The organism is Mycobacterium sp. SMC-16 (genome assembly GCF_046250085.1).
GTDB lineage: Bacteria > Actinomycetota > Actinomycetes > Mycobacteriales > Mycobacteriaceae > Mycobacterium > Mycobacterium phocaicum.
This window is the reverse complement of the sequence record NZ_CP176427.1, coordinates 981,740-1,002,732: the sequence shown is the minus strand read 5'-3', so window position 1 is coordinate 1,002,732 and position 20,993 is coordinate 981,740. Positions and strand designations below refer to the sequence as shown.

The window sequence follows — 20,993 nt, the reverse complement described above, 5'->3', positions numbered from 1 at the left end:
TTCTTAATCACGAGCTCTATTCACTATTTTGTCCGCAGGTTTAGGTTCAACGCCCCGCATGGGCAGCGCAGAGCGTCTTCCCGCCCCGGGGAACCATTGACGTAGAGCCACCCACCGCAGGCGCTGTTCGTACATCTGAATAGCTCCAAGAAGTCCTTGCATGCCGCGACCACCGGAGCGAAGTCAGCCTTCGACATCGACGCCCAATCATTATTGTGGACAAGGGCGTTAATCGCCCAATTCTCTCCATCCTGAGCAAGCATCGCCTGTTGGCGGGCCGTCTTGAGGTCTTCAACTTGTTGCTTACCAGCTTGGTTGTTCCATTTCTCGGCCGAAGTACCAGCTTTCTTGAGCAGGTCTCCATGGCGGCCCTTGGCCGCCGAGAATAAGGCGCCAAGTTCGTAATTGTTATCGGGTCGGTAGATCACCTTGCCCTGCAGCGCGGCAACGATATCTGCCATCGACGCTTCGAGGTTACGACGGAGCTTATGAGCTGCTCCGGGCACATCATCGTCCGCGAGGTCAGCGTCAATCTGCGTCCAGAGATCCTCGCCCTGGCCATACACCGGACCGCGATCGACGGTCCAGCCGTGGAATCGGGCGTGGGCCTTCGCCCCGATAAGCCCTGAGGACTGCATTTGCCTGGCCCAGACTTCGTCGTGGGTGGTCAGGATGAACTGAACGTCAGGGAAGACGTCCTTGAGCAGACTGCAGAACTGCCGTCGGTGATTGGTGTCGACGGAGGTAACGACGTCATCCAGCACGGCTAAGCGGAAGTCGTCGTGCAGGAGCTGCCTGATGAGCGCCAGATAGAGGCACACTCCCATACCGTCTTGATGGCCCTCGCTGTGATAGGCCATTGGAGGAAACATGCCCAGTCCGTAGAAATCGACTTCTAGATCCAACTTCCCAGCCGACGGAGCCAAACCAGCCTTGAACGACGACTCATCGTCTGCGTTGATGCGGCGGTAATAGTCACTGAAGTCGTGTTCCACGGTGGTGTAAAGCCTGGTCAGCTCGGTGTCTGCCACGTCGTTGTAAATCTCGTAGACCGCCTTGGCGGTGCTGTGGGCTGCGCTTGCTTTGATGTGTGTGGCCCGGGCCTGGCGCAGCCGGGTCCACCGTTCATGAGCGACTGTCAGGGCACTGCGAGCGTTGGCGGTGGCGCTCTGGTCCGGCAGCGCCTCGATATCTTGCCGCACCCCGGCAAGCAGGGCCGTCAACCCAGGGGGAAGGGCTAATGGGTTGGCGCCGACTCGCGTCGCCTGTTCACGGATGGTCGTTAGATGGTCCAGTACGGCGGCGAAAGCGGCCAGATCGGCTAGCCAGTCGACAAGCACAGCTTGGTCGTCGTTACGTCCCACCTTCAGCGCATGGGGTTGGGCGGCGCGAATCAACGCCTCTGCCCGTTGCACCTGCCCCTTCAACCGCGCTGCCGCAAGCAGAATCCGACGCTCCAGCGTCTTGGCCGCCTCCGAGCGCGACAGCTTGCCCTGCAGGTGCAGCCGGAGCGTCTCGGCGTCCTCCCATGGCTGATCGCACAATGGGCACGCGGCCTCGGTGACCAGGGGCAGCCCAGCCTCGATGAGCTCGCGATGGGTGAGGGCGTGGAGAATGCTCGGGTCGTCCTCCAGTTCGGCCAAAGCCTGCGCCAGGTCCAGGGCGGCGTTATCTAACTCTGGGTGATCCGTAGCGAAGGCGCTCAGCTCGTTGACATCTTGGAGTGCGGAAGCTTTGTTGAAGGAGGAATGCTCACCGGCAACCTGAGCCCCGACGATTAAGTCGGTGTCGGGCTGCAGCGAGTCCAGCGGCGCAATCCCGAGGACCTGACGATGCTGATTGACTGCGCCGAGGACCTGCGATTCCAGCAGCGTTGTGAGATCGAGATGACGGCGCAAGGCGTCCTCAGCGTTGCCAACCTCGGTTGTCGCCTGTTTTTCGTCACTGGCGGACCTAGTCATCGCGGTCCGCAAGAGCCGGCGAGTCTCGTCGATGCGGTCGAGCTTCAGCAGCGCTTGCACTTCCTGAGCGCGCTTACCCGGCTCGGTGTACACGTACTTGATGACCTCGCGCCGCGACAAAATCAGCTCGGGATGCTGGGCAGCCCAATCCACTGCGGAATGCAGTTCGGGGGTGTCGGGCTCCAGCTTGTAGGTTGCGGCAGTCTTCACGCACCTCGTCAGCACGCCGGTCTGGCCACTCGCGCTGTCCACGATCGTCAGTGCCACCGATGCGGCGGCAGGGTTGTCGCGTTGGTGCACGTGCGGGCCGTGTTTGGCCAAGCTGACTCCACCGGTGCCCGCGCCGCTCAGTCGAGCAACGGAGCCTGTTAGCGCGAAGTCGATCGCGTCGACGACGCCACTCTTGCCAGAGCCATTTGGCCCGGCAACGACGAACGACTGGCCATCTAGTCGCAAATCCAGCAACCGGATGCCGCGAAACTCTTCAACGTGAATGGCTTTGATCTGGATCACGCGCGTCGGTCGCCGGTCTCTTCGGCAAACAACGCGACCAGTACGTCAGCCTTGGGCAACTTGTCGGCACCGAGTAACGCGCCCAGCTGTGCTGCTACCGCCGCGGGCACCACCTCGTCGACCTCGTTCAGGCGCTGCATAAACGTGCGCAGCACCTCAGACTCGATTCGAGACACTCGACCCCCTGCCAACGGTTCACCCCGCCTCCCCAGCGGTTCGATCACCGTAGCGTCAATTTCAGCAAACATGCAGCGTGTTCGCTAACAGCAAACCTCGGGAGGATCTCCCTGCTTGCCGGCCGGTTTAGATACGACGCAACAGACCTTCCGCCTGTGCGGCAGTCTGCATTGCTTAAAGAAGGCGCGCCGGGGTGTGCCACGCCGGGAGTCGACTATCAACACGGGTGTCGGTACCACTGCATATGGTCGTCACGTGCCCAGCGAACTCGTGAACGAAACCGTCGGCCGCCTCGCCCGCCGCAAGCCGATCCGCGCGGAGGCCGAGACCCAGGCGGACATCTACATGCTGCTGACCACCGCCGGTCTCGGACTCGATCCGGACGACGTTGTGAAGATCGAATCCCAGGTCGCTGACGGCACACGACGGCGTATCGATATCGAGGCCGGGCACGTCGTGATCGAGGTGAAGAAGGACCTCACCGTCGGCAACCTCGCTGACTACGAACAGCAGCTCGCCGGCTACGTTCAACAGCGGCACAAAGAGCTGGGCACACGCTACGTCGGCATTCTCACCGACGGCACCGGTTGGATGCTCTACAACCTGGAAGGCGACGCTCTCGTCTTCGTCTCCGAGCTGGTCCTGAACCCCAGCGCACCCGACGTCGCTCAGCTTCTTGTCTGGCTGGAATCGGTGATGGCGACACGGGAGCAGATCAAACCAACCCCGCAGGAGATCCAGGACCGGTTGGGTGCCGACTCCCCGGGCCACCGGCTCGACCATGCTTCTCTGGCCGCGCTTTTCGAGGCTAACGTCGACGACCCGGAGGTGAAGCTCAAGCGAGAACTGTGGGCAAAGCTGCTGCGTACCGCGTTCGGCAAGAACTTCGTCGACGACCCGAACCTATTCATCAACCACACACTGCTGGTGATCACCGCTGAGTTGATCGCCCACGCCGCGGTCGGCTGGGACGTATCTCCCAGCGGTGGCCTGTCGCCCATGCAACTGACATCCGGGTCGGAGTTTCAACAGGCTCAAATCCACGGCGTCGTCGAGGCAGACTTTTTCGACTGGGTGGTGCAAGTCAAGGGCGGGCAGGAGTTCGTCGTCGAACTCGGCAGGCGCATCGCACGGTTCGACTGGACAAAGGTTGAACACGACGTGCTGAAGATCCTCTACGAATCGGTAATCGCCCCCACCGAGCGCCGCCGGCTGGGCGAGTACTACACGCCGGACTGGCTCGCCGACCGTGTCGTCGAAGCGACCGTGACCGACCCCCTAGGCTCTCGGGTGGCAGACCCGAGCTGCGGCTCCGGGACATTCCTGTTCCACGCCATCCGGCGCTACCTCGAGACCGCGGAGAAGTCGGGAACGCCAACGGCGACAGCGGTGCACGAGGTAACTGCGAATGTGATCGGCATGGACGTTCACCCGGTCGCGGTGACCCTCGCCAGGGTCACCTACGTCCTGGCGATCGGATTGAATCGGCTCCGAGACGATGACAGGGGTCCCATCGCGATCCCTGTGTATCTGGGTGACTCGATGCAGTGGGAGCAGAGCCGGGACCTCATCGGAGGCGTGGACCGGGTGACCATCAGTACCGAGGGGGACTCCATCATCGCCGGCGGAGGCGGTGTCCTGTTCGGTGACGATCTGGTCTTCCCGCGCAGCATCCTCGGTGACGCCGGCCGGTTCGACCGCCTGGTGTCGGAGATGGCCGACAACGCGCTCGACTCAACGAACAAGAGGAACGGGACGCTGATCGACCCGATCCTCAAGCGCTTTAAGGTGACCGCTGAGGAGGCAGAGGTTCTCAGCGCCACCTTCGCGACCATGCGGGCGCTGCACAAGTCGGGCAAGGACCACATCTGGGGTTACTACGTCCGCAACCTCATCCGCCCCCTGTGGCTCGCCGAGCCGGACAACCGCGTCGACGTACTCGTAGGAAATCCGCCGTGGCTGGCGTACGCAAAGATGACCGCCACAATGCAGGAGAACTACAAGAAGCTCGCCAAGCCGCGCAATCTGCTCACCGGCGGCCTAGGAGCGGCCAGCCGCGACCTGTCCACGCTGTTCGTCGTACGGGCTGTGGAGCTGTACCTCCGCCCCGGCGGCGCGTTCTCGTTTGTGATGCCCTACGGCATCCTGACGCGCAAGCCACATACCGGATTCCGCACTGGCAAGTGGATGACGAGGAACTCCGAGCACCTCGCCGTCAAATTCGGGCTCAGCTGGGACCTCGCACGCGCAACCACCGGATTCCCCATGGTGTCTTGCGTCATCCACGGCGAGAGGTCCTCATCAGCGACTCCGATCGACGCTGAGACCGTAACGTGGACGGGATACCTTGCACGACCAGACATTCCGTGGGACGAAGCGAAGGACAAGATCACCGTCGGCTCCGGCACCGTCGCTGCGCACGATGCCGGAGCGGTGCGCCCGGAGTCCCCGTACAAGTCGCAGTTCCGGCAGGGCGCCGTGCTCGCTCCCCAGATGGCACTGTTTGTACGCGAGGCTCCGGCAGGTCCACTGGGCGCGGGCGCGGGCCGCGTTTCGGTGTCATCGAACCGAAGCGTCTACGAGCCCGAACGGTGGAAACAGTTGCCGGCGATCACCGCCACAGTCGAGACGAGGTTCGTTCGGCCAACGTATCTGGGCCTGACCACGCTTCCGTTCCGCACTCTGGAGCCGCGCCGAACACTACTCGCGATCAGTGACGACGGGGTGTTGGAGGAAGCGGCAGTCGTTGACCACCCGGGACTGAAGTCGTGGTGGGACCAAGCTGAGAAAGCGTGGGCCGAGAATAAGTCCGAGTCCGACGCAGGGACGCTGCTGGACCGCATCGATTTCCACGGGCAACTGTCCGCGCAGCTGCCGCCCGCAGCGGTCAGAGTGGTCTACACCAAGACCGGGAACAGACTCGCCGCAGCGGTCGTAAGGGATTCACGGGCCATTATCGACTTCTCCCTCTACTGGACGGCCGTCGCGACTGAGTCAGAAGCGAGCTACCTCTGCGCCATTCTGAACTCGGGGACCGTGTTGGAGCGAGTAAAGCCGCTGCAAGCCCTGGGCTTGTACGGAGCCCGGCACTTCGATAAGTATGTATTCCTAGTTCCGTTCCCGGAGTACGACAACACCATCGATCTGCACCTGCAGTTGGCGAAGCTCGGCGCCGCGGCCGAGAAACTCGCCGCTGAGGTCGATGTGTCCTCGGCTCGGACGTTCCAGGCTGCGCGGAAGTTGGTCGATAAAGCTCTGAAAGACGCCGGTATCGCCGCCAAGATCAACGCTGCGGTGGCGGAATTGGTCCCTATGGCCGCTATTTCGCTGTAACGACTGCCGTCCCAGTGGGAGGCGATGCGCCGCGCTGTTGGCGGGCGGGCCGAGAGCCGCCCGTGAGATACCGCAGGAGATACCGCAGTGCTTTCATTCGCCCTCATCGGCCGCCAATGCAACCAACAACATATTCGCAGGTCGAGGTCGTTCATCCAGCAGCTGCCGAATGAGTCAAACACAACAAACACCCAGTTCAGAGGATTTTAAGTCCGCTGCCTCTGCCAATTGGGCTATAGGGGCGGGCACCGACTCAACTGGCGCCGCAATGACGGTAGCGCCCGGCAGTCCGACCGGACGCAGCGGTCCGGCCGCAGTCACAAGATCAACCACACGTTGAATTGAAGGAGAACACTCGTCTACGAGTTGAGACGACCGGGTATCGGTGTTTCACTGGGGAGATGGCGACTTCGCCGACCCCACCGACCAGCCAGTCCGGCGCCGCAGCCGATGCGCGCGACGCGGGTGACAGCCTGGCTGAGCGCATCAACGCGCTCTTCGACGCCCATCGACGTCCCGACGGCCGGATGTGGACCAACGAAGAAGTCGCAACCGCCCTCAAGAAGGCCCATCCCGAAATCAAGGTCGGCGGCGCTTATCTTTCCGCGCTGCGGACCGGCAAGCGGGCGCGCCCCGGCATCGACCTGCTCGGGGCGTTGGCTGACTTCTTTCAGGTGCCGTTGTCGACCATCACCGATCCGGCGCGGTCACATTCACTCGACGAGCGGCTCGGCGCACTCGATGAATCTGTCCGCGACGACGTCGAACTGATTGCGTTGCGCGCCATCGGCCTCAACAAGGAGAGCCTGGAAACCGTTGCTGCCGTGCTGGATCATGTGCGCGCACTGCAGGGCCTGCCGACCATCGCGCCCGCGAAAGCCGAACGGTAGTCATGGACGCGTCGTGTGGCGCATCGCCAGTTCTGCGCTCGACGCGCGAGCTCAAGGCGATACACCGCGACTGCACACGCAAGCTCGTGGATTTGGGGCTGAACAAGCTCACCGCCGTCGACGACATCCGCGCGGTCGCCAGCCAGATCAGCGGTCGTGACATCCAGCTGCTGCCGTATCGCTTGTCAGGAAGCGGTGTGCACGGCATGTTGGTGCGAACGGGTCTCACCGACTACGTGGTCTTCGACAGCGACACCACCACAATGCACCGCGAGCACATCATCCTCCACGAACTCAGCCACGTGCTGTGCGGCCACTCCGCCGCCGGCCAAACCGGCCCTGCCGAAGTACTGCGCCGGGAGAACTACATGGACCATCAAGAGATCGAGGCTGAAACTCTCGCCTCCATCATGGGGCAACGGGTCAGACGCGGTGCGCCGCAAACCGTCTCGATCTCAAATGCCAACTTGGGACGCGTTCTCGCGTCGCTGAGACTCGAGGGCCATCCGGCGACGCCGTGATGTCTTCGGTGGCCCAAATGCTCGAGAACATGGCCTTCAGTTATGTGGTTTCCGCAGCGTTCATCTGGGGCGCCGTCGTCGTGGTTGCCCTGGCCATCAGCCGGTCCCCCGTGCGGCCGCCCGCGTCCAAAGCGCTGCTGATGTCGTTCCTGTTCAAGGGAATTGCGGTCACGCTGTCCATTCCGAGCGTATCGGCATGGTTAGACCACGCGATCGGCGTGCACAACATCTGCCGACTTATCCTGAGCCTGACCGGGGGGATGGCCTGGACTGCGTGCGTCCTCGCAGTCATCACGTTCTGGGGCGAGTCCGGCCGACGCGCCTATCGCCAATTGCGCCTGTGGATCGTTCTGGCCTGCCTGGCCGCCGTCGCGTTGATCGTCTGCTGGATCGCCGCGCCAGAGGCCGAACTCCCAGTCGATTTCTACGCCGCGCACGGCGGCGAACCCGTCTGGGTCACCTACATGCTGCTGTACCTGGGCACGTATGCCCTTGGCGCAGTGATCATTATCGTGCGTTGCCTGCAGTACGCCCGCTACCACGAGGTGGCCTGGCTACGGCGCAGTCTGCTGCTCACCGCTGCCGGAGCCACGCTATGTCTGGTCTTCTGCCTGCTGCGCGCGGACTCGGCCATTTACGGCCTGCTCACCAACCGCAGCATGTCCTGGCAGCACCTGGCACCATTCGTCGCCGCAGTGGGGCAGGTACTGATCGTCATAGGTCTTGCGGGCCCGTCCTTTTCCCAGCTGGCCCGCGCAGCAGGCCGCCGCGCGCAGATCTACCGGTGGCACCGACAACTGGAGCCGCTGTGGACCGCACTCTACGAAGGCAATTCGCACATCGCTCTCGCGCCGCCGCGGGCACCGATCGGCGACCACGACTATCGGCTGTACCGCCGCATCGTCGAGATCCGCGACGGGCTCAGCGCCATCCGCCCGTATGTATGCGATGACCCGGCAAAAACCTCAGCGGCGCAACAAATCCGCAGCGCCATTCAGCATCAGCGCGCACGGCAGCTTCCGGCCGGCCATTCGCATGGCCAGATCGCCGGCGAACCGTGGGGAACCGAGCAGACCAACGAACTCAGCTGGCTCCTCGAAGTGTCCCGTGAGCTGAGGGCACCGGCGATCTCGCGACAGTAAATCAACCGACGGCGCTGAGCTTCTCGATGTCGGGGAACTCCGCCAACCGGAAGAATGCCTCGGCCCGGTCCAGAATGCGGTCACGCATTGCAATGGTCTGACCGTGATCGGCGCCCTCGAGCAGCGTGAAATAGGCGCGCGGCATCAGCGCCGCGGCATGACGGGAATCAGCCAATCGCAACATGTCTCGGGAACCAGCGAAGAACAGCGACGGCGTCTGCACCTGTGCCAGCACATCCTCGGCAACCCCGGGTTCGGCATCCCACTGCCGCATCAAGGCGACGAGACCCCGCGCGCCGAGGGCATCGACCGTGGCGCGAAATCCCGAGCCCATCGTCGTACCGCGATGCTCCTGCCAGCCCTGCACGAATCCCTCGACACCCCACTTCTCCGTCACCGCAATGGCATCGGGGAACATCACCACGTTGACCGCACCGCATTGCGGCCGGGACGACGAGCCGGCGACCACCAGGGACGCGAGCCGCTCCGGGGCGGCGGCCGCCATGGTCAAGCCGATGCGACCTCCCAGTGAGTAGCCCAGGAAATGCGTCTGGGCGATCTCGAGGTGGTCGAGCAGTGCGCACACGTCGCGCACCGAAGCCTGAATGTCGTACCCGGCGGGGTGTTCGGGCTTATCGCTGCGCCCGTGGCCACGCACATCAATGGTGATGACCCGGTAGCGCTGCGCCAACTGCGCCACGTAGCCGTGCTTGGACCATACTTTCGAGGACTGCAACGATCCGTGAACGAGCAGGACATCGCCGCATGACGCACCCGGACGTCGCCGCCCCCAGGTCTGATACGCGACTCGGGCACCATCGGGACCATTGCGCCGGAGGAAACCTGTTTCGGTGGCCGTCATTTCGACAGGAACGGCTGTGGATGTGAGCGTGGACATGAGTGAGGGCGCCTTCCCAACACAGTGAGCACTGCCGGACGTAACCGCGCGCGACGCTGCGCATCACTCAACTGACCGTTATCAGATTGAGCAACAAATCAACTGTCCGTTGAAATCTCTCTGGCGTCAAGTCGAGCGCCGCAAAATATGCAAACTCAGAACGCCGCCCGAGCGCCGGCACTCACCACACCGAGGACTTCGGACGCCTGTAGGGGCGGGCTGAGGAAGAATCCCTGCAGCACATCGCACCCGAAATCCCTTAACTGCGAGGCTGATTCGGCACTCTCGATGCCTTCGGCGACAATCCCGAAACCGAGCCGGTGCGCGAGGTCGATGATGGTGCGCACCACCAACGAGGCACGCTCGTCAGCCGTGACCCGCGCGATGAAGTCGTGGTCCAGCTTGATCTCGTCGACCGGCAGATCGGACAGGTAGGTGAGTGCGGAGTATCCCGTGCCGAAATCGTCGAGCGCGACGCTGATGCCGTGGTCGAGCAGGCCCGTCAGCACCGTCCGGGTGTCTTCCATGTTGTCGACGAACAGGTCTTCGGTGATCTCGACCGCGAGCGCCGAGGGCGGCAAACCGCGGTCATCCAGCGCCTGGCACAGGTGGTCCGGCAGGTTCAAGTCGCTCAGTAGCGGCGCGAAAAGGTTAACGGCCACAGGCACTTCCGCCCCGGCGGCGTACCACCGCAGCGCATCGTCGAGCGCCATGTTGACGACCAGACCGGTGGCCTGTTCCATCAGGCCGTGCTCACGCACCAACGGCAGGAAATCGGCGGGCCGCAGTAGACCGCGGTCGAGATGGCGCCATCGCAACAACGCCTCCACCCCGACGACACCGGCCGTGTGCGCGTCGAATTTGGGCTGATAGACCAGGGATAGTTCGTCTCGGTCGATCGCCTGGCGAAGGTCCATGAGAAGTTCAGAGATGGCTTGCTCACCCCCGCCCCGCATCGAAGCACGCGACCGCCTCAGGACCGTCGCTTGAAACAATCCTGACCCAACGTCTCAAGATGGTCAATCACGACACTGGGCCGAGCGGTCTGCGACACCCGACCCCATCGGCGCTGACAAGTGCTTTGCTCCGGTTGATCGCAGCAAGTCCTGGATCATTCAGCCCGACGGCGCAGCAACGCGCGCTCGGCGTCATTGGTGCTGAGTTCGGCGGCACGTGTGAACGCCGCCGACGCCTCGGCGACTCGGTCCAGACGCTCCAACAGATCGCCGCGCACCGCATGCGGCAGCGGTGATCGGGGCAGCGGATCGGGCCCGAGCGCGTCGAGCACCGCCAGCCCCGCCGCTGCCCCGTAGGCACGCCCATGTGCCACGGCGCGGTTCACCTCCACGACGGGGCCCGGCGCGGCGACCGCCAGGACGTCGTACAGGTCCGCGATCCGCTGCCAATCGGTGTCCTCGACCCTGATCGCGCGCGCATGGCACGCAGCGATGGCCGCCTGCAAGAAGTAGGTCCCGACGGGCGCACCAGCCTCGGCGAGCTGCTCGGCGCGGGCCAGCACCTGCAACCCACGGCGGCGCAGCAGGTGATCCCACCGCGCCCGGTCCTGATCGTCCAGCAGCACCGGCGCGCCGTCACGGTCCACACGGGCGGGAATCCGCGACGCTTGGAGTTCGACAAGTGCCTGCAGCCCAAGCGAATCCGGGATGTCCGGCACCATCGCGGCCACCATGCGGGCCAGCCGGATCGCTTCGAAACAGAGGTCGGGGCGCGTCCAATCCGTGCCGGTGGTCGCCACATATCCCTCGTTGAAGGTGAGGTAGATGGCGGCCAGCACATCGTCGAGGCGTGCCACGCGCTCGGCCCCCACCGGCAGTTCCATGTCGGCGCCGACGAGAGTCTTCTTCGCCCGGCTGATCCGTTGTGCCATCGTCGATTCCGGCACCAGGAAGGCACGGGCGATCTCGGCGGTGCTCAACCCTGACACCAACCTCAGCGTCAACGCCGCCCGCGACGCCGGGGCCAGCTGCGGATGGCACGTCAGGAACATCAGTCGGAGCACGTCGTCCTCGATGAAGTCGACCTGCCCGGCGAAATCGGGCATATCGACCTCCTCCAGGCGGTGTCCGATCTCCTCGGTCTTGCGGCGCAGCGTCTCGGCGCGACGGATGTGGTCGATGGCGCGGCGCTTCGCCGCCGTCATCAGCCACGCGGCCGGGTTGGCCGGAATTCCGCGCTCGGGCCACTCCTCCAGCGCCGCGACGAGCGCGTCCTGTGCGACGTCCTCCGCGAGTTCGATATCGCGGGTCATGCGGGCCAGCGCCGCCACGAGGCGCGCCGATTCGGCACGCCAGGCGGCGGTCACTGCCTCGGTTGTAGTTACCGGGGACAAGCACCCGGTTCCTGGTCAGGTGCGCCTTCGATCAGATGCATCTCGACCCGGCCTTCCCACTCAGGCCAGTGCTCCCGGTGCAGTTCGGTGAAGGACCGGGCGCCCTCGACGGCCTCGGCGTGATTGCGGTACTCCAGCATCGCGAACCCACCGATGATCTCTTTGGCCTCGGTGAAAGGCCCGTCGGTCGCGCTCATCTGGCCGGCGCGGACCTGGTAGCCGATGCGGTTCTCGCCCTGTCCCAGACCACCGCCGTCCAGATAGATGCCGTCGGCAGCGTTCTTGCCGACGTAGACCTCCATCGCGTCCATCAGTGCCTGCGGCGGCGGACCCTGGTTGGGATCCATGATGACCAAACCCATGTAGCGCATTGCCTGACCTTTCGTCGGTGTGTCAATCCTTCACACACACGTCGAACGGGTGGGGCGGATTTCGACATGGCTCGAGAAAAGATCTCGGCGACGGGCCTCGGTCAGGCCACAGGGACGACGGCCTGGCGCGCCGGCTCGCTGCGGTAGCGCGACGCCGGACCGTCGATCCGGAAGATCCGCCACAACACCTTCGCAACCGGGTTCATCAGGCCGGTGTCCTCGGCGAGCATGCGCACGTCACCGTAGAACTCGCGCAGCATCGTCCGGGATTCGGGCGACCGCCAGAAGATCTCATTCTTCACGGACTTGGGGATGCCGAACTGACGCCAGAAGATGCGGGGCGGCTTGGCGATGAGGGACGCCGCCACACGGAAGCCCAATGGATAGAACAGCGACAGCACGAAGCGGTTGAACGGCCGCATCTCCGGGACGCGCCGGCGCAGGAACTCGTGGGCGAACGAGATGTGTCGCGCTTCCTCGGCGACATGGATCGCCATGACGCGCTCCATGATCGGATGGATCGAACTGCCTTCGCGCAGAATGGATTTCTGCATGTGGTCGATGGGCTCCTCGCCGCACAGCACCATCATGAAGAAGAATGCCGGCGTCGGGCTGGCGAAAAGCGGGAAGGTCCAGTTGAGCCACTTGATCCAGCGTGGCAGACCCGGGACGTCCACACCGACGTGGTTCACCATCTCCTGGAACATCAGGGTGTGGTTGCCCTCTTCGTTCGCTTCGTGCAGGCAATACCGGTATTCGGGGCTGCCGTTGGGCACCCAGAACGTGTAGGCGAGCAACCCACGGATCAGCATGCTCTCGAACTGCTGGCCGGCCTTGGCGACGTTCGCCTGGCGCCACATGCCGATCGCGATCTGCTTCTCCAGCGGCTGCGCCTGGTACCACGCGCTCATACCGATCGGGTCACTCTTGGCCAGCACCCAGCGCGGGTCGTTCTCCGTCACCCGGAATTCGGGCGAATCCCACGAAACATCCAGGTAGGGGTTGAAGTTCCGGCGCACAGAGCCCGCCGAGAGCGTCTCCAGATTCGCGCAGTAGTCGACGTCGTCGCGCACATCCATACCGGCACGCCACCGGCGGATCGTCTTCGTAGCTGCCATGACATCAACCTCCCACGCGGGCACCGTTGCCCACCCAGTTATATGGGACCTCCGGTCCCATATGATTGTCAAGGGTCGCTGAGGCCGAGATGCTGTCGGACCGTGCCGGTCTGGACGGCGTGCCAGCCGAGCCGCGTCAGACCGACGTCAAAGCTCGAGTGGCTCGACGGAACCAGGACCCGCAGCAGCAGGCCCGAGCGTTCGAGCAACTGCATGGCCTCCGCGACAGCGCGCAGGTCGGGGTTCTGGAACACATCACCGCGGATGGAGACGCCCGCGGAGAACATGCCACGGGGAGCGCGGGCGCCGGTCCGGAGCCATGACACGACGTCCGCCATCGCCGCTCGCTCGCTGTCGAACGACGACTGCCCGAACATCGGCAGTATCGCCGCGGCCAGGTCCGCAACGGACGCGGCGATCCACCACGGCTGATCGCTGGTCGTCATGGCGGCAGTGAATCACGAATTGCGCTAGCCGACCGGCGAACGCCCTTTCGCGGCGCGTAGGGCCGCCGCCAGCAGGGCGTCCCGGAACTGCGGGTGCGCGATTGCCGCCAGCGCCTCACCGCGTTCGAGGACGGTCTTGCCCTCCAGTTCCGCGGCCCCGTATTCGGTGACGATGACGTCGACCTGCTGCCGCGGCGTGGTGATCACCGCGCCGGGCCCGAACCACGGCACGATTCGCGATCGCAGCTCGCCGTCCTTCACGAAAGTAGACGGCAGACAGATGAGCGAACGGTCGGACAACTCCAGCCCGGCGCCGGCAACGAAGTCCTCGGCGCCACCGATCCCGCTGAACTGTCCCCCGTCGATGGTGTCGGCGATCACCTGTCCTTGAATGTCCACTGCGAGTGCGCCATTGATGGAGACCATGTCCGTGTTCGCGGCGATCACCTCCGGGGAGTTGACGAGGTCGACGGGCAGGAACGCGACATCACGGTTGCCGTCGAGCCACGCATAGAGCTCCTGCGACCCGAATGCGAACGTCGTGACGCTGACGCCGTCGTACTGCCCCTTACCGGTGTTGGTGATCTTGCCCGCGCGGTGCAGATGCATGCAGCCCTCGGTGAACATCTCGGTGTGCAAGCCGTAGCCGCTGCCGTCACCCTCGGCCAGCAAGGTGGCAATCTGGTTGGGAATTGCGCCGATTCCGGTCTGCAGCGTCGCGCCCGAGCCGATGAAGCCGACGGCGTGCCGCGCGATCGCTCGCTCGACCTCGGTCGGTGGCACGTCCCCGCCGGGCAGGGCCAGCGGGCCGTCGGTCGAGCGCACGAGGATGTCGATCTCGTCGACGTGCAGTGCGTGACGGCGGGAGCCGTATCCGAAAGTCCTTGGGTAGGAGTCGGATACCTCGACCATGAGGAGTCGCTGCGGGTCCGCCCCGGCCCGGCGCAATTCGGTGACCGTCCCGCCGGCATGCAGCGACAGCGAGCACCACCCGTCGGCATCAGGTGGGGTGGCGACGGTCGTCATCACCCGCGGCGCCTGCCGCTCCAACAGTGGTGCGAACCGGCGGAAGTCCGCGGCGGCGAACTCGATGTCGGCGCCCATGTCCCGCAGCGCCCGTTCGATCGGCCCGAAGAAGCCGGAGACGTAGTGCACGCCGGGGCGCGAAAACAGTTCGGTACCAACGGCCAACAACGCGCCGAACACCCGCAGATTCGACCAGTCCTGGCGCGCGCCGAGCGCCCTCAGTATCGCCGGCGGCTGGCCGGGGCCGAGGGTGATGCCCAGCGTGTCGACAGCCCCCAACCGGGCAGCGGCCTGCTCGGCGCTGAGTTCGGTCGGCATCGCCGCCCTAGACGTCCATCTCGATCAGCACGCGGCGCAGCAGCTTGCCGGTGGTGTTGCGCGGCAGCTCTTCGATGAACACGACGTCGCGCGGCACCTTGTGCCGGGCCAGGTTGTTCTTGACGAATGCCTTGATCTCATCGGCGTCCTGGGTCGCGCCCGGCTGCGAAACGATGAAGGCGCGCAGGCGCTTTCCCCATTCCACGTCATCGACGCCGACGACCGCCGCGTCATAGATGTCGTCCCGCTCGGCGAGCAGTTCTTCGATCTCTTGCGGAAACACATTCTCGCCGCCGGAGACGATCATGTCGTCATCACGGCCGTCGACGAACAGCAGCCCATTGTCGTCGAAATGCCCCATGTCGCCGCTGGACATGTAGCCGTCGATGATCTGTTTGTTCCGGCCGTCGGTGTAACCGCCGAACGGTGCGCCGTTGCGGACGAAGATGCGGCCCCGCCGGTTCTTGGCGGTGATGCGCCGGTCGTTCTCGTCGTACAACACCACCTCGCACGTCACCGGTGCCCGTCCGGCCGTGCCAGGGGCGAGACGCAGTTCGGCCGGGGTGGCGACGCTGGCGATGGCACATTCGGTTGAGCCGTACAGGTTGTGGAGCACGTCGCCGAAGGTGTCCTGGACCCGGTTGGACAGTTCGGGACTCAACGCCGAGCCGGCGATCAGGATCGTCTTCAGCGATGAGGTGTCGTACTTGCCGATGACCTCGGGCCCCAGTTCGACGATCCGGTGCAGCATCGTCGGCACCGCGACGAGCATGTCGGCCTTGTGCTCGGCGATGAGTTGCAGGGTCCGCTCTGCGTTGAACCGCCGCGCCGTCACCACCTTGTTCCCCAGCGCGGCACCGACGGTGTAGGTGGCCCAGCCGGTGCTGTGGAAGATCGGCGAGACGATGACCATGGTGCCCTTGCGCGGGAACGGGATTCGGTCGATGATCTGCGCCGTCGCCAACGGCGACACCGAGCTGCGGGGCGCACCCTTCGGCAGGCCCGTCGTCCCGCTGGTGAGGATGACCGAGCCGCCTGCCTTGCTCGGCGCCGGCAGCGGCTCGGTGGAATTGGCCGCGACGATCGCGTCGAGGGTCTGTGCGCCATCGGGGATTTCAGTGCCCTCGTCCACCCAGGTCAACACGCGCGGCATGTCGGCGGGCAGGGCGTCGAGCAGCCCGAGGAACTCGCTGTCGTGCAGCACCACCTTGACGCCTTCGCGCTCACACACCTGCGCGAACTGCGGCTTGGCGAAGCCGGTGTTCATCAGCACCAGCCGGGCCCCGAGCTTTCCGCACGCCACCATGGCCAGGATCAGGCCACGATGGTCGCGGCACAGCAGTCCGACCACTGAGCCCTCTGTCACGCCCAGGCTCTGCAGGCCGCGCGCGAGCGCCCAGGACTGATCGTTCACCTGCCGGTAGGTCAGCGTGCCGCGTTCGTCCACCAGCGCCGGCAGACCCGCATACTTGCGGCCGCCCTGGATGGCCATGGTGGCCTGCGGGCCGAATATCGGCGCATTCTTCGCGGTCTCGATCATCGCCCCGGGGTTGGCGAGATCCAGGAATCCCGTCTCGAACAGCCTGCGTACCGCGGTTGCGGATTCCGCTATGCGGCCCAGCTTCTGCTGCATTCCACCGACGACGTCCAACACCACATGCCTCCCGAGGTTTGAGGGGTGATCGGCCCCACACGCATGGCACGTTAGCCGGTTGCGCGCTGACGCGACATCACCTGCTTTCGACTCCCACCGGCCGCGCTGCCCGTAAATGTCCCGGCACCGCCCCAGTTCGTTGTGCAAAACATCACATGACCAGGCATTTGTCGCACCGCGCGCACCTCGGGCCCGGCGCTCGGGGCGGAATTCCGTAAAGGAAGCCGGGCCGGCCGTAAAGAAGGCGTCAAGATCGCGGGATGTCCCCTCCGGCGGGCCGATGCTGACGAGGTCGCCGAGGGCCGGCGACCCGTTTACGTGTGGGAGAACCCATGTCTGTAGTGGTGTTCGTGCTGCTGACGGTCGCGATTTTCGCGCTGCTCGGCGTAATCCAGAAGGCGGTCGAGCGCCTGTGAACCTCGCCAACGCCATCGGCCTGGTGCTGTGTCTGGTGATCGCACTGTTCCTGGTCGCCGCCTTGCTGTTTCCGGAGCGGTTCTAGTGAGTCCCACCGCCGCAGGAATCGCGTTCCTGCTCTCCCTGATCGTCGCGCTCGCCGCCGTGCATGTGCCGTTGGGCGACTACATGTTCCGCGTGTACACATCCGAAAAGCATTCGCGCTCCGAACGTCTCATCTACAAGGTGATCGGCGCCGACCCGGAGGCCGAGCAGAACTGGGGCGCCTACGCCCGCAGCGCGCTGGCCTTCTCGGCCGTCTCCCTGTTGTTCCTCTTCCTCTTCCAGCTCGTGCAGGGCGTGCTGCCGCTGCACCTCAACAGTCCCGCGACCCCGCTGACGGCCGATCTGGCGTGGAACACCGCCGTCAGCTTCGTCACCAACACCAACTGGCAGGCCTACTCGGGTGAGACGACGCAGGGCCACCTGGTGCAGATGGCCGGTCTGTCGGTGCAGAACTTCGTCTCGGCTGCCGTCGGCATGGCCGTGGCCGTCGCCCTGGTGCGCGGGTTCGCCCGCCGGCACGCCACCGAACTGGGCAACTTCTGGGTCGACCTGGTGCGCGGCACCATCCGAATCCTGTTGCCACTGGCCGTTATTGCCGCGCTGATTCTCATCGCCGGCGGCGCCATCCAGAACTTCCACCTGCACGACCAGATCGCCGATACCCTGGCCGGCGCGCAGCAGACCATCACCGGCGGTCCGGTGGCCAGCCAGGAAGTGATCAAGGAACTGGGAACCAACGGCGGCGGCTTCTTCAACGCCAACTCGGCGCACCCGTTCGAGAACCCGACGGCCTGGACCGACTGGGTGGAAATCTTCCTGCTGCTGGTGATCTCGTTCTCGCTGCCACGCACGTTCGGCCGCATGGTGGATAGCCGCAAGCAGGGCTACGCGATCGTCGCCGTGATGGCAGTGCTGGCCGTCATCAGCACCAGCCTCATGCTGGTGTTCCAGACCCAGCATCACGGCACCGTCCCCACCGCCATCGGGGCATCCATGGAAGGCGTGGAACAGCGCTTCGGCGTGGCCAATTCGGCGGTATTCGCCACTGCCACCACCCTGACCTCCACCGGGGCGGTGAACTCGTTCCACGACTCCTACACATCGCTGGGCGGCATGATGACGATGTTCAACATGCAGCTCGGTGAGGTCGCGCCCGGCGGTACCGGGTCGGGCCTGTACGGCATGCTGATCCTCGCGGTCATCACGGTGTTCGTCGCCGGCCTCATGGTCGGACGCACCCCCGAATACCTGGGCAAGAAGATCACCCCGCGGGAGATCAAGCTCGCGGCAAGCTATTTTCTGGTCACGCCACTGATCGTGTTGACCGGCACCGCATTTGCGATGGCCCTGCCGGGTGAACGCGCGGCGATGCTGAACTCGGGCCCGCACGGCCTGTCCGAAGTGCTGTACGCCTTCACCTCCGCGGCCAACAACAACGGCTCGGCGTTCGCCGGCCTGTCGGTCAATACGGTCTGGTACAACACGGCTTTGGGCCTGGCGATGCTGATCGGCCGCTTCCTACCGATGATCCTGGTGCTGGCCCTGGCCGGCTCGCTGGCCAAGCAGGGCAGCACTCCCCCGTCCATCGGCACGCTGCCGACGCACCGACCCCAGTTCGTCGGCATGGTCGCCGGCGTGACGCTGATTCTCGTCGCCCTGACCTTCCTGCCGGCGCTGGCGCTCGGCCCCCTTGCTGAAGGAATTCACTGATGTCCGATACCGCTGTAAAGGGCGGCCTGCTCGACCCGAAGATGTTGTGGAAGTCCATGCCGGACGCGCTGCGCAAGCTGGACCCCCGCACCCTGTGGCGCAACCCGGTGATGTTCATCGTCGAGGTCGGCGCCGTGTGGTCGACGGTCCTGGCCGTCCTGAACTCCAGCTGGTTCGCCTGGCTGATCGTGTTCTGGCTCTGGCTCACAGTCGTTTTCGCCAACCTCGCCGAAGCGGTCGCCGAGGGACGTGGCAAGGCGCAGGCCGCCAGCCTGCGAAAGACCAAGTCCGACACCATGGCCCGCAAGCTGGTCGGGTGGGCGCCGGGCAACGCCGGTACCGAGGAAGAGATCGCCGCGCCCCTGCTGCAGCAGGGCGACATCGTCGTCGTCGAAGCCGGGCAGGTCATCCCCGGTGACGGCGACGTCGTGGAAGGCATTGCCTCCGTGGACGAATCGGCAATCACCGGCGAGTCGGCGCCCGTCATCCGGGAGTCCGGTGGCGACCGGTCAGCTGTCACCGGCGGCACCACGGTGCTGTCCGACCGGATCGTCGTACAGATCACCCAGAAGCCGGGCGAGAGCTTCGTCGACCGCATGATCGCGCTGGTCGAGGGCGCCAACCGACAGAAGACGCCCAACGAGATCGCGCTCAACATCCTGCTGGCCGCGCTGACGATCATCTTCGTGTTCGCCGTCGCGACGCTGCAGCCGCTGGCCATCTATTCGAAGGCCAACAACCCCGGCGTGCCGGACACCGAGGCGCTCGACGGCTTCGGCGTCACCGGCATCGTGATGGTCTCGCTGCTCGTGTGCTTGATTCCCACCACGATCGGCGCACTGTTGTCGGCCATCGGCATCGCCGGCATGGACCGGCTGGTGCAGCGCAACGTGCTCGCCATGTCGGGTCGTGCCGTCGAAGCCGCCGGTGACGTCAACACCCTGCTGCTCGACAAGACCGGCACCATCACGCTCGGCAACCGGCAGGCCGCGGGCTTCCTCCCGGTGCCCGGCGTCACCGCCGAACAACTCGCCGACGCGGCACAGCTGTCCAGCCTCGCCGACGAGACCCCCGAGGGCCGGTCGATCGTGGTGTACGCCAAGCAGGCTCACGGCCTGCGGGCCCGCACCCCGGGAGAGCTGACCGACGCCACGTGGGTCGAGTTCACCGCCCTGACCCGCATGTCCGGTGTCGACCTGCACGACGGCCAGAAGCTGCGCAAGGGTGCGGCCAACTCGGTCGCCGACTGGATTCGGACCAACGGCGGCACTGTGCCCGTTGAGTTGGGCGAGATCGTCGACGGCATCTCCGCGGCAGGCGGTACCCCGCTGGTGGTGGGTCGGGTCGTCGACGGGCGAGCCGAAGTCCTCGGCGTCATCCACCTCAAGGACGTCGTCAAGCAAGGCATGCGCGAGCGGTTCGACGAGATGCGCAAGATGGGCATCCGCACCGTCATGATCACCGGCGACAACCCGTTGACCGCCAAGGCGATTGCCGACGAGGCCGGGGTCGACGACTTCCTCGCCGAGGCCACCCCCGAGGACAAGCTCGCGCTGATCAAGAAGGAGCAGGCCGGCGGCAAACTCGTCGCGATGACCGGTGACGGCACGAACGACGCTCCCGCCCTGGCGCAGGCCGACGTCGGCGTCGCGATGAACACCGGCACCTCGGCGGCCAAAGAGGCCGGCAACATGGTCGACCTCGACTCCGACCCGACCAAGCTCATCGAGATCGTCGAGATCGGCAAGCAGCTGCTCATCACCCGCGGCGCCCTGACCACGTTCTCCATCGCCAACGACATCGCGAAATACTTCGCGATCATCCCGGCGATGTTCGTGGCGCTGTTCCCCGGCCTGGATCTGCTGAACATCGTGCGGCTGCACAGCCCGCAGTCGGCGATCCTGTCGGCGGTGATCTTCAACGCCCTGGTCATCATCGCGCTGATCCCGCTGTCGCTGCGCGGTGTCCGGTACACCCCCAGCAGTGCGTCAAAGCTCTTGAGCCGCAACCTGTACGTCTATGGCCTGGGCGGCATCGTCGCCCCGTTCATCGGCATCAAACTCATCGACCTGCTCATCCAGTTCATCCCGGGGATGTCTTAAT

The 20,993-nt window shown here is 64.9% G+C and carries 18 protein-coding genes; 8 read left to right on the top strand and 10 right to left on the bottom strand.

Features of this window, described 5'->3' with window-relative positions; all coding sequences use genetic code 11:
• Positions 1-23: 23 nt before the first annotated feature.
• Both ACJEIK_RS04830 and ACJEIK_RS04825 read right to left on the bottom strand, forming a co-directional pair.
• Positions 24-2,474 (bottom strand): ATP-binding protein, encoded by a 2,451-nt coding sequence (locus ACJEIK_RS04830; RefSeq protein WP_208673712.1) that lies wholly within the window; start codon positions 2,472-2,474, stop codon positions 24-26.
• The gene (locus tag ACJEIK_RS04825; RefSeq protein ID WP_406776152.1) at positions 2,471-2,650 is read right to left on the bottom strand and encodes a hypothetical protein; all 180 of its coding nucleotides are present in this window, start codon (positions 2,648-2,650) and stop codon (positions 2,471-2,473) included. Before ACJEIK_RS04825 ends, ACJEIK_RS04830 begins: the two co-directional genes overlap by 4 nt.
• A 115-nt stretch (positions 2,651-2,765) precedes the next feature.
• On the opposite strand from ACJEIK_RS04825, the gene ACJEIK_RS04820 reads away from it, so the two are divergent.
• The 4 genes from ACJEIK_RS04820 (at position 2,766) to ACJEIK_RS04805 (ending at position 8,537) form a co-directional block, all read left to right on the top strand.
• A complete protein-coding gene (locus ACJEIK_RS04820) occupies positions 2,766-5,984 on the top strand; it encodes an N-6 DNA methylase (protein ID WP_234935344.1) in 3,219 nt (1,072 codons plus the stop codon).
• Positions 5,985-6,385: 401 nt separating this feature from the next.
• Complete coding sequence (locus tag ACJEIK_RS04815; protein WP_061006134.1) at positions 6,386-6,874, top strand: hypothetical protein; 489 nt, start codon at positions 6,386-6,388, stop codon at positions 6,872-6,874.
• A gap of 2 nt (positions 6,875-6,876) precedes the next feature.
• Positions 6,877-7,395 (top strand): hypothetical protein, encoded by a 519-nt coding sequence (locus ACJEIK_RS04810; protein ID WP_061006135.1) that lies wholly within the window; start codon positions 6,877-6,879, stop codon positions 7,393-7,395.
• A gap of 8 nt (positions 7,396-7,403) precedes the next feature.
• On the top strand, positions 7,404-8,537 hold the full coding sequence (locus ACJEIK_RS04805) for an MAB_1171c family putative transporter (RefSeq protein WP_162563611.1): 1,134 nt from the start codon (positions 7,404-7,406) through the stop codon (positions 8,535-8,537).
• 1 nt (position 8,538) lies between these two features.
• Here ACJEIK_RS04805 and ACJEIK_RS04800 read toward each other — a convergent pair whose 3' ends face one another.
• The 8 genes from ACJEIK_RS04800 to ACJEIK_RS04765 form a co-directional block, all read right to left on the bottom strand.
• The gene (locus tag ACJEIK_RS04800) at positions 8,539-9,435 is read right to left on the bottom strand and encodes an alpha/beta fold hydrolase (RefSeq protein WP_061006137.1); all 897 of its coding nucleotides are present in this window, start codon (positions 9,433-9,435) and stop codon (positions 8,539-8,541) included.
• 155 nt (positions 9,436-9,590) lie between these two features.
• Positions 9,591-10,352 carry an EAL domain-containing protein gene (locus ACJEIK_RS04795; protein ID WP_061006138.1) on the bottom strand — a complete coding sequence of 254 codons (762 nt, stop codon included), beginning with the start codon at positions 10,350-10,352 and terminating at the stop codon, positions 9,591-9,593.
• A 194-nt stretch (positions 10,353-10,546) separates the two neighbouring features.
• Complete coding sequence (locus ACJEIK_RS04790) at positions 10,547-11,758, bottom strand: RNA polymerase sigma factor (RefSeq protein ID WP_212812847.1); 1,212 nt, start codon at positions 11,756-11,758, stop codon at positions 10,547-10,549.
• 14 nt (positions 11,759-11,772) lie between these two features.
• Positions 11,773-12,156 (bottom strand): YciI family protein, encoded by a 384-nt coding sequence (locus ACJEIK_RS04785; protein ID WP_212812849.1) that lies wholly within the window; start codon positions 12,154-12,156, stop codon positions 11,773-11,775.
• A gap of 101 nt (positions 12,157-12,257) precedes the next feature.
• A complete protein-coding gene (locus ACJEIK_RS04780; protein WP_061006141.1) occupies positions 12,258-13,274 on the bottom strand; it encodes a diiron oxygenase in 1,017 nt (338 codons plus the stop codon).
• A gap of 68 nt (positions 13,275-13,342) precedes the next feature.
• Positions 13,343-13,720 (bottom strand): hypothetical protein, encoded by a 378-nt coding sequence (locus tag ACJEIK_RS04775; protein ID WP_409431128.1) that lies wholly within the window; start codon positions 13,718-13,720, stop codon positions 13,343-13,345.
• A 24-nt stretch (positions 13,721-13,744) separates the two neighbouring features.
• Entirely contained in the window at positions 13,745-15,064 is a 1,320-nt protein-coding gene (locus ACJEIK_RS04770) for an acetyl-CoA hydrolase/transferase family protein (protein WP_409431127.1), read from the bottom strand.
• A gap of 7 nt (positions 15,065-15,071) precedes the next feature.
• Positions 15,072-16,718 (bottom strand): acyl-CoA synthetase, encoded by a 1,647-nt coding sequence (locus ACJEIK_RS04765; RefSeq protein ID WP_409431126.1) that lies wholly within the window; start codon positions 16,716-16,718, stop codon positions 15,072-15,074.
• Positions 16,719-17,038: 320 nt separating this feature from the next.
• Here ACJEIK_RS04765 and ACJEIK_RS04760 point away from each other — a divergent pair, with 320 nt between their 5' ends.
• Genes ACJEIK_RS04760 through kdpB form a run of 4 tightly spaced genes read left to right on the top strand, consistent with a single transcriptional unit; the run spans position 17,039 to position 20,992 of the window.
• Positions 17,039-17,134: a potassium-transporting ATPase gene (locus ACJEIK_RS04760; protein ID WP_244872655.1), complete on the top strand. Its 96-nt coding sequence runs from the start codon at positions 17,039-17,041 to the stop codon at positions 17,132-17,134.
• Positions 17,131-17,220 carry a potassium-transporting ATPase subunit F gene (locus ACJEIK_RS04755; RefSeq protein ID WP_212812854.1) on the top strand — a complete coding sequence of 30 codons (90 nt, stop codon included), beginning with the start codon at positions 17,131-17,133 and terminating at the stop codon, positions 17,218-17,220. Before ACJEIK_RS04760 ends, ACJEIK_RS04755 begins: the two co-directional genes overlap by 4 nt.
• Entirely contained in the window at positions 17,220-18,890 is a 1,671-nt protein-coding gene (kdpA, locus tag ACJEIK_RS04750; RefSeq protein ID WP_409431125.1) for a potassium-transporting ATPase subunit KdpA, read from the top strand. Before ACJEIK_RS04755 ends, kdpA begins: the two co-directional genes overlap by 1 nt.
• Entirely contained in the window at positions 18,890-20,992 is a 2,103-nt protein-coding gene (kdpB, locus tag ACJEIK_RS04745) for a potassium-transporting ATPase subunit KdpB (RefSeq protein ID WP_409431124.1), read from the top strand. Before kdpA ends, kdpB begins: the two co-directional genes overlap by 1 nt.
• The last annotated feature ends 1 nt before the right edge of the window (position 20,993 follow it).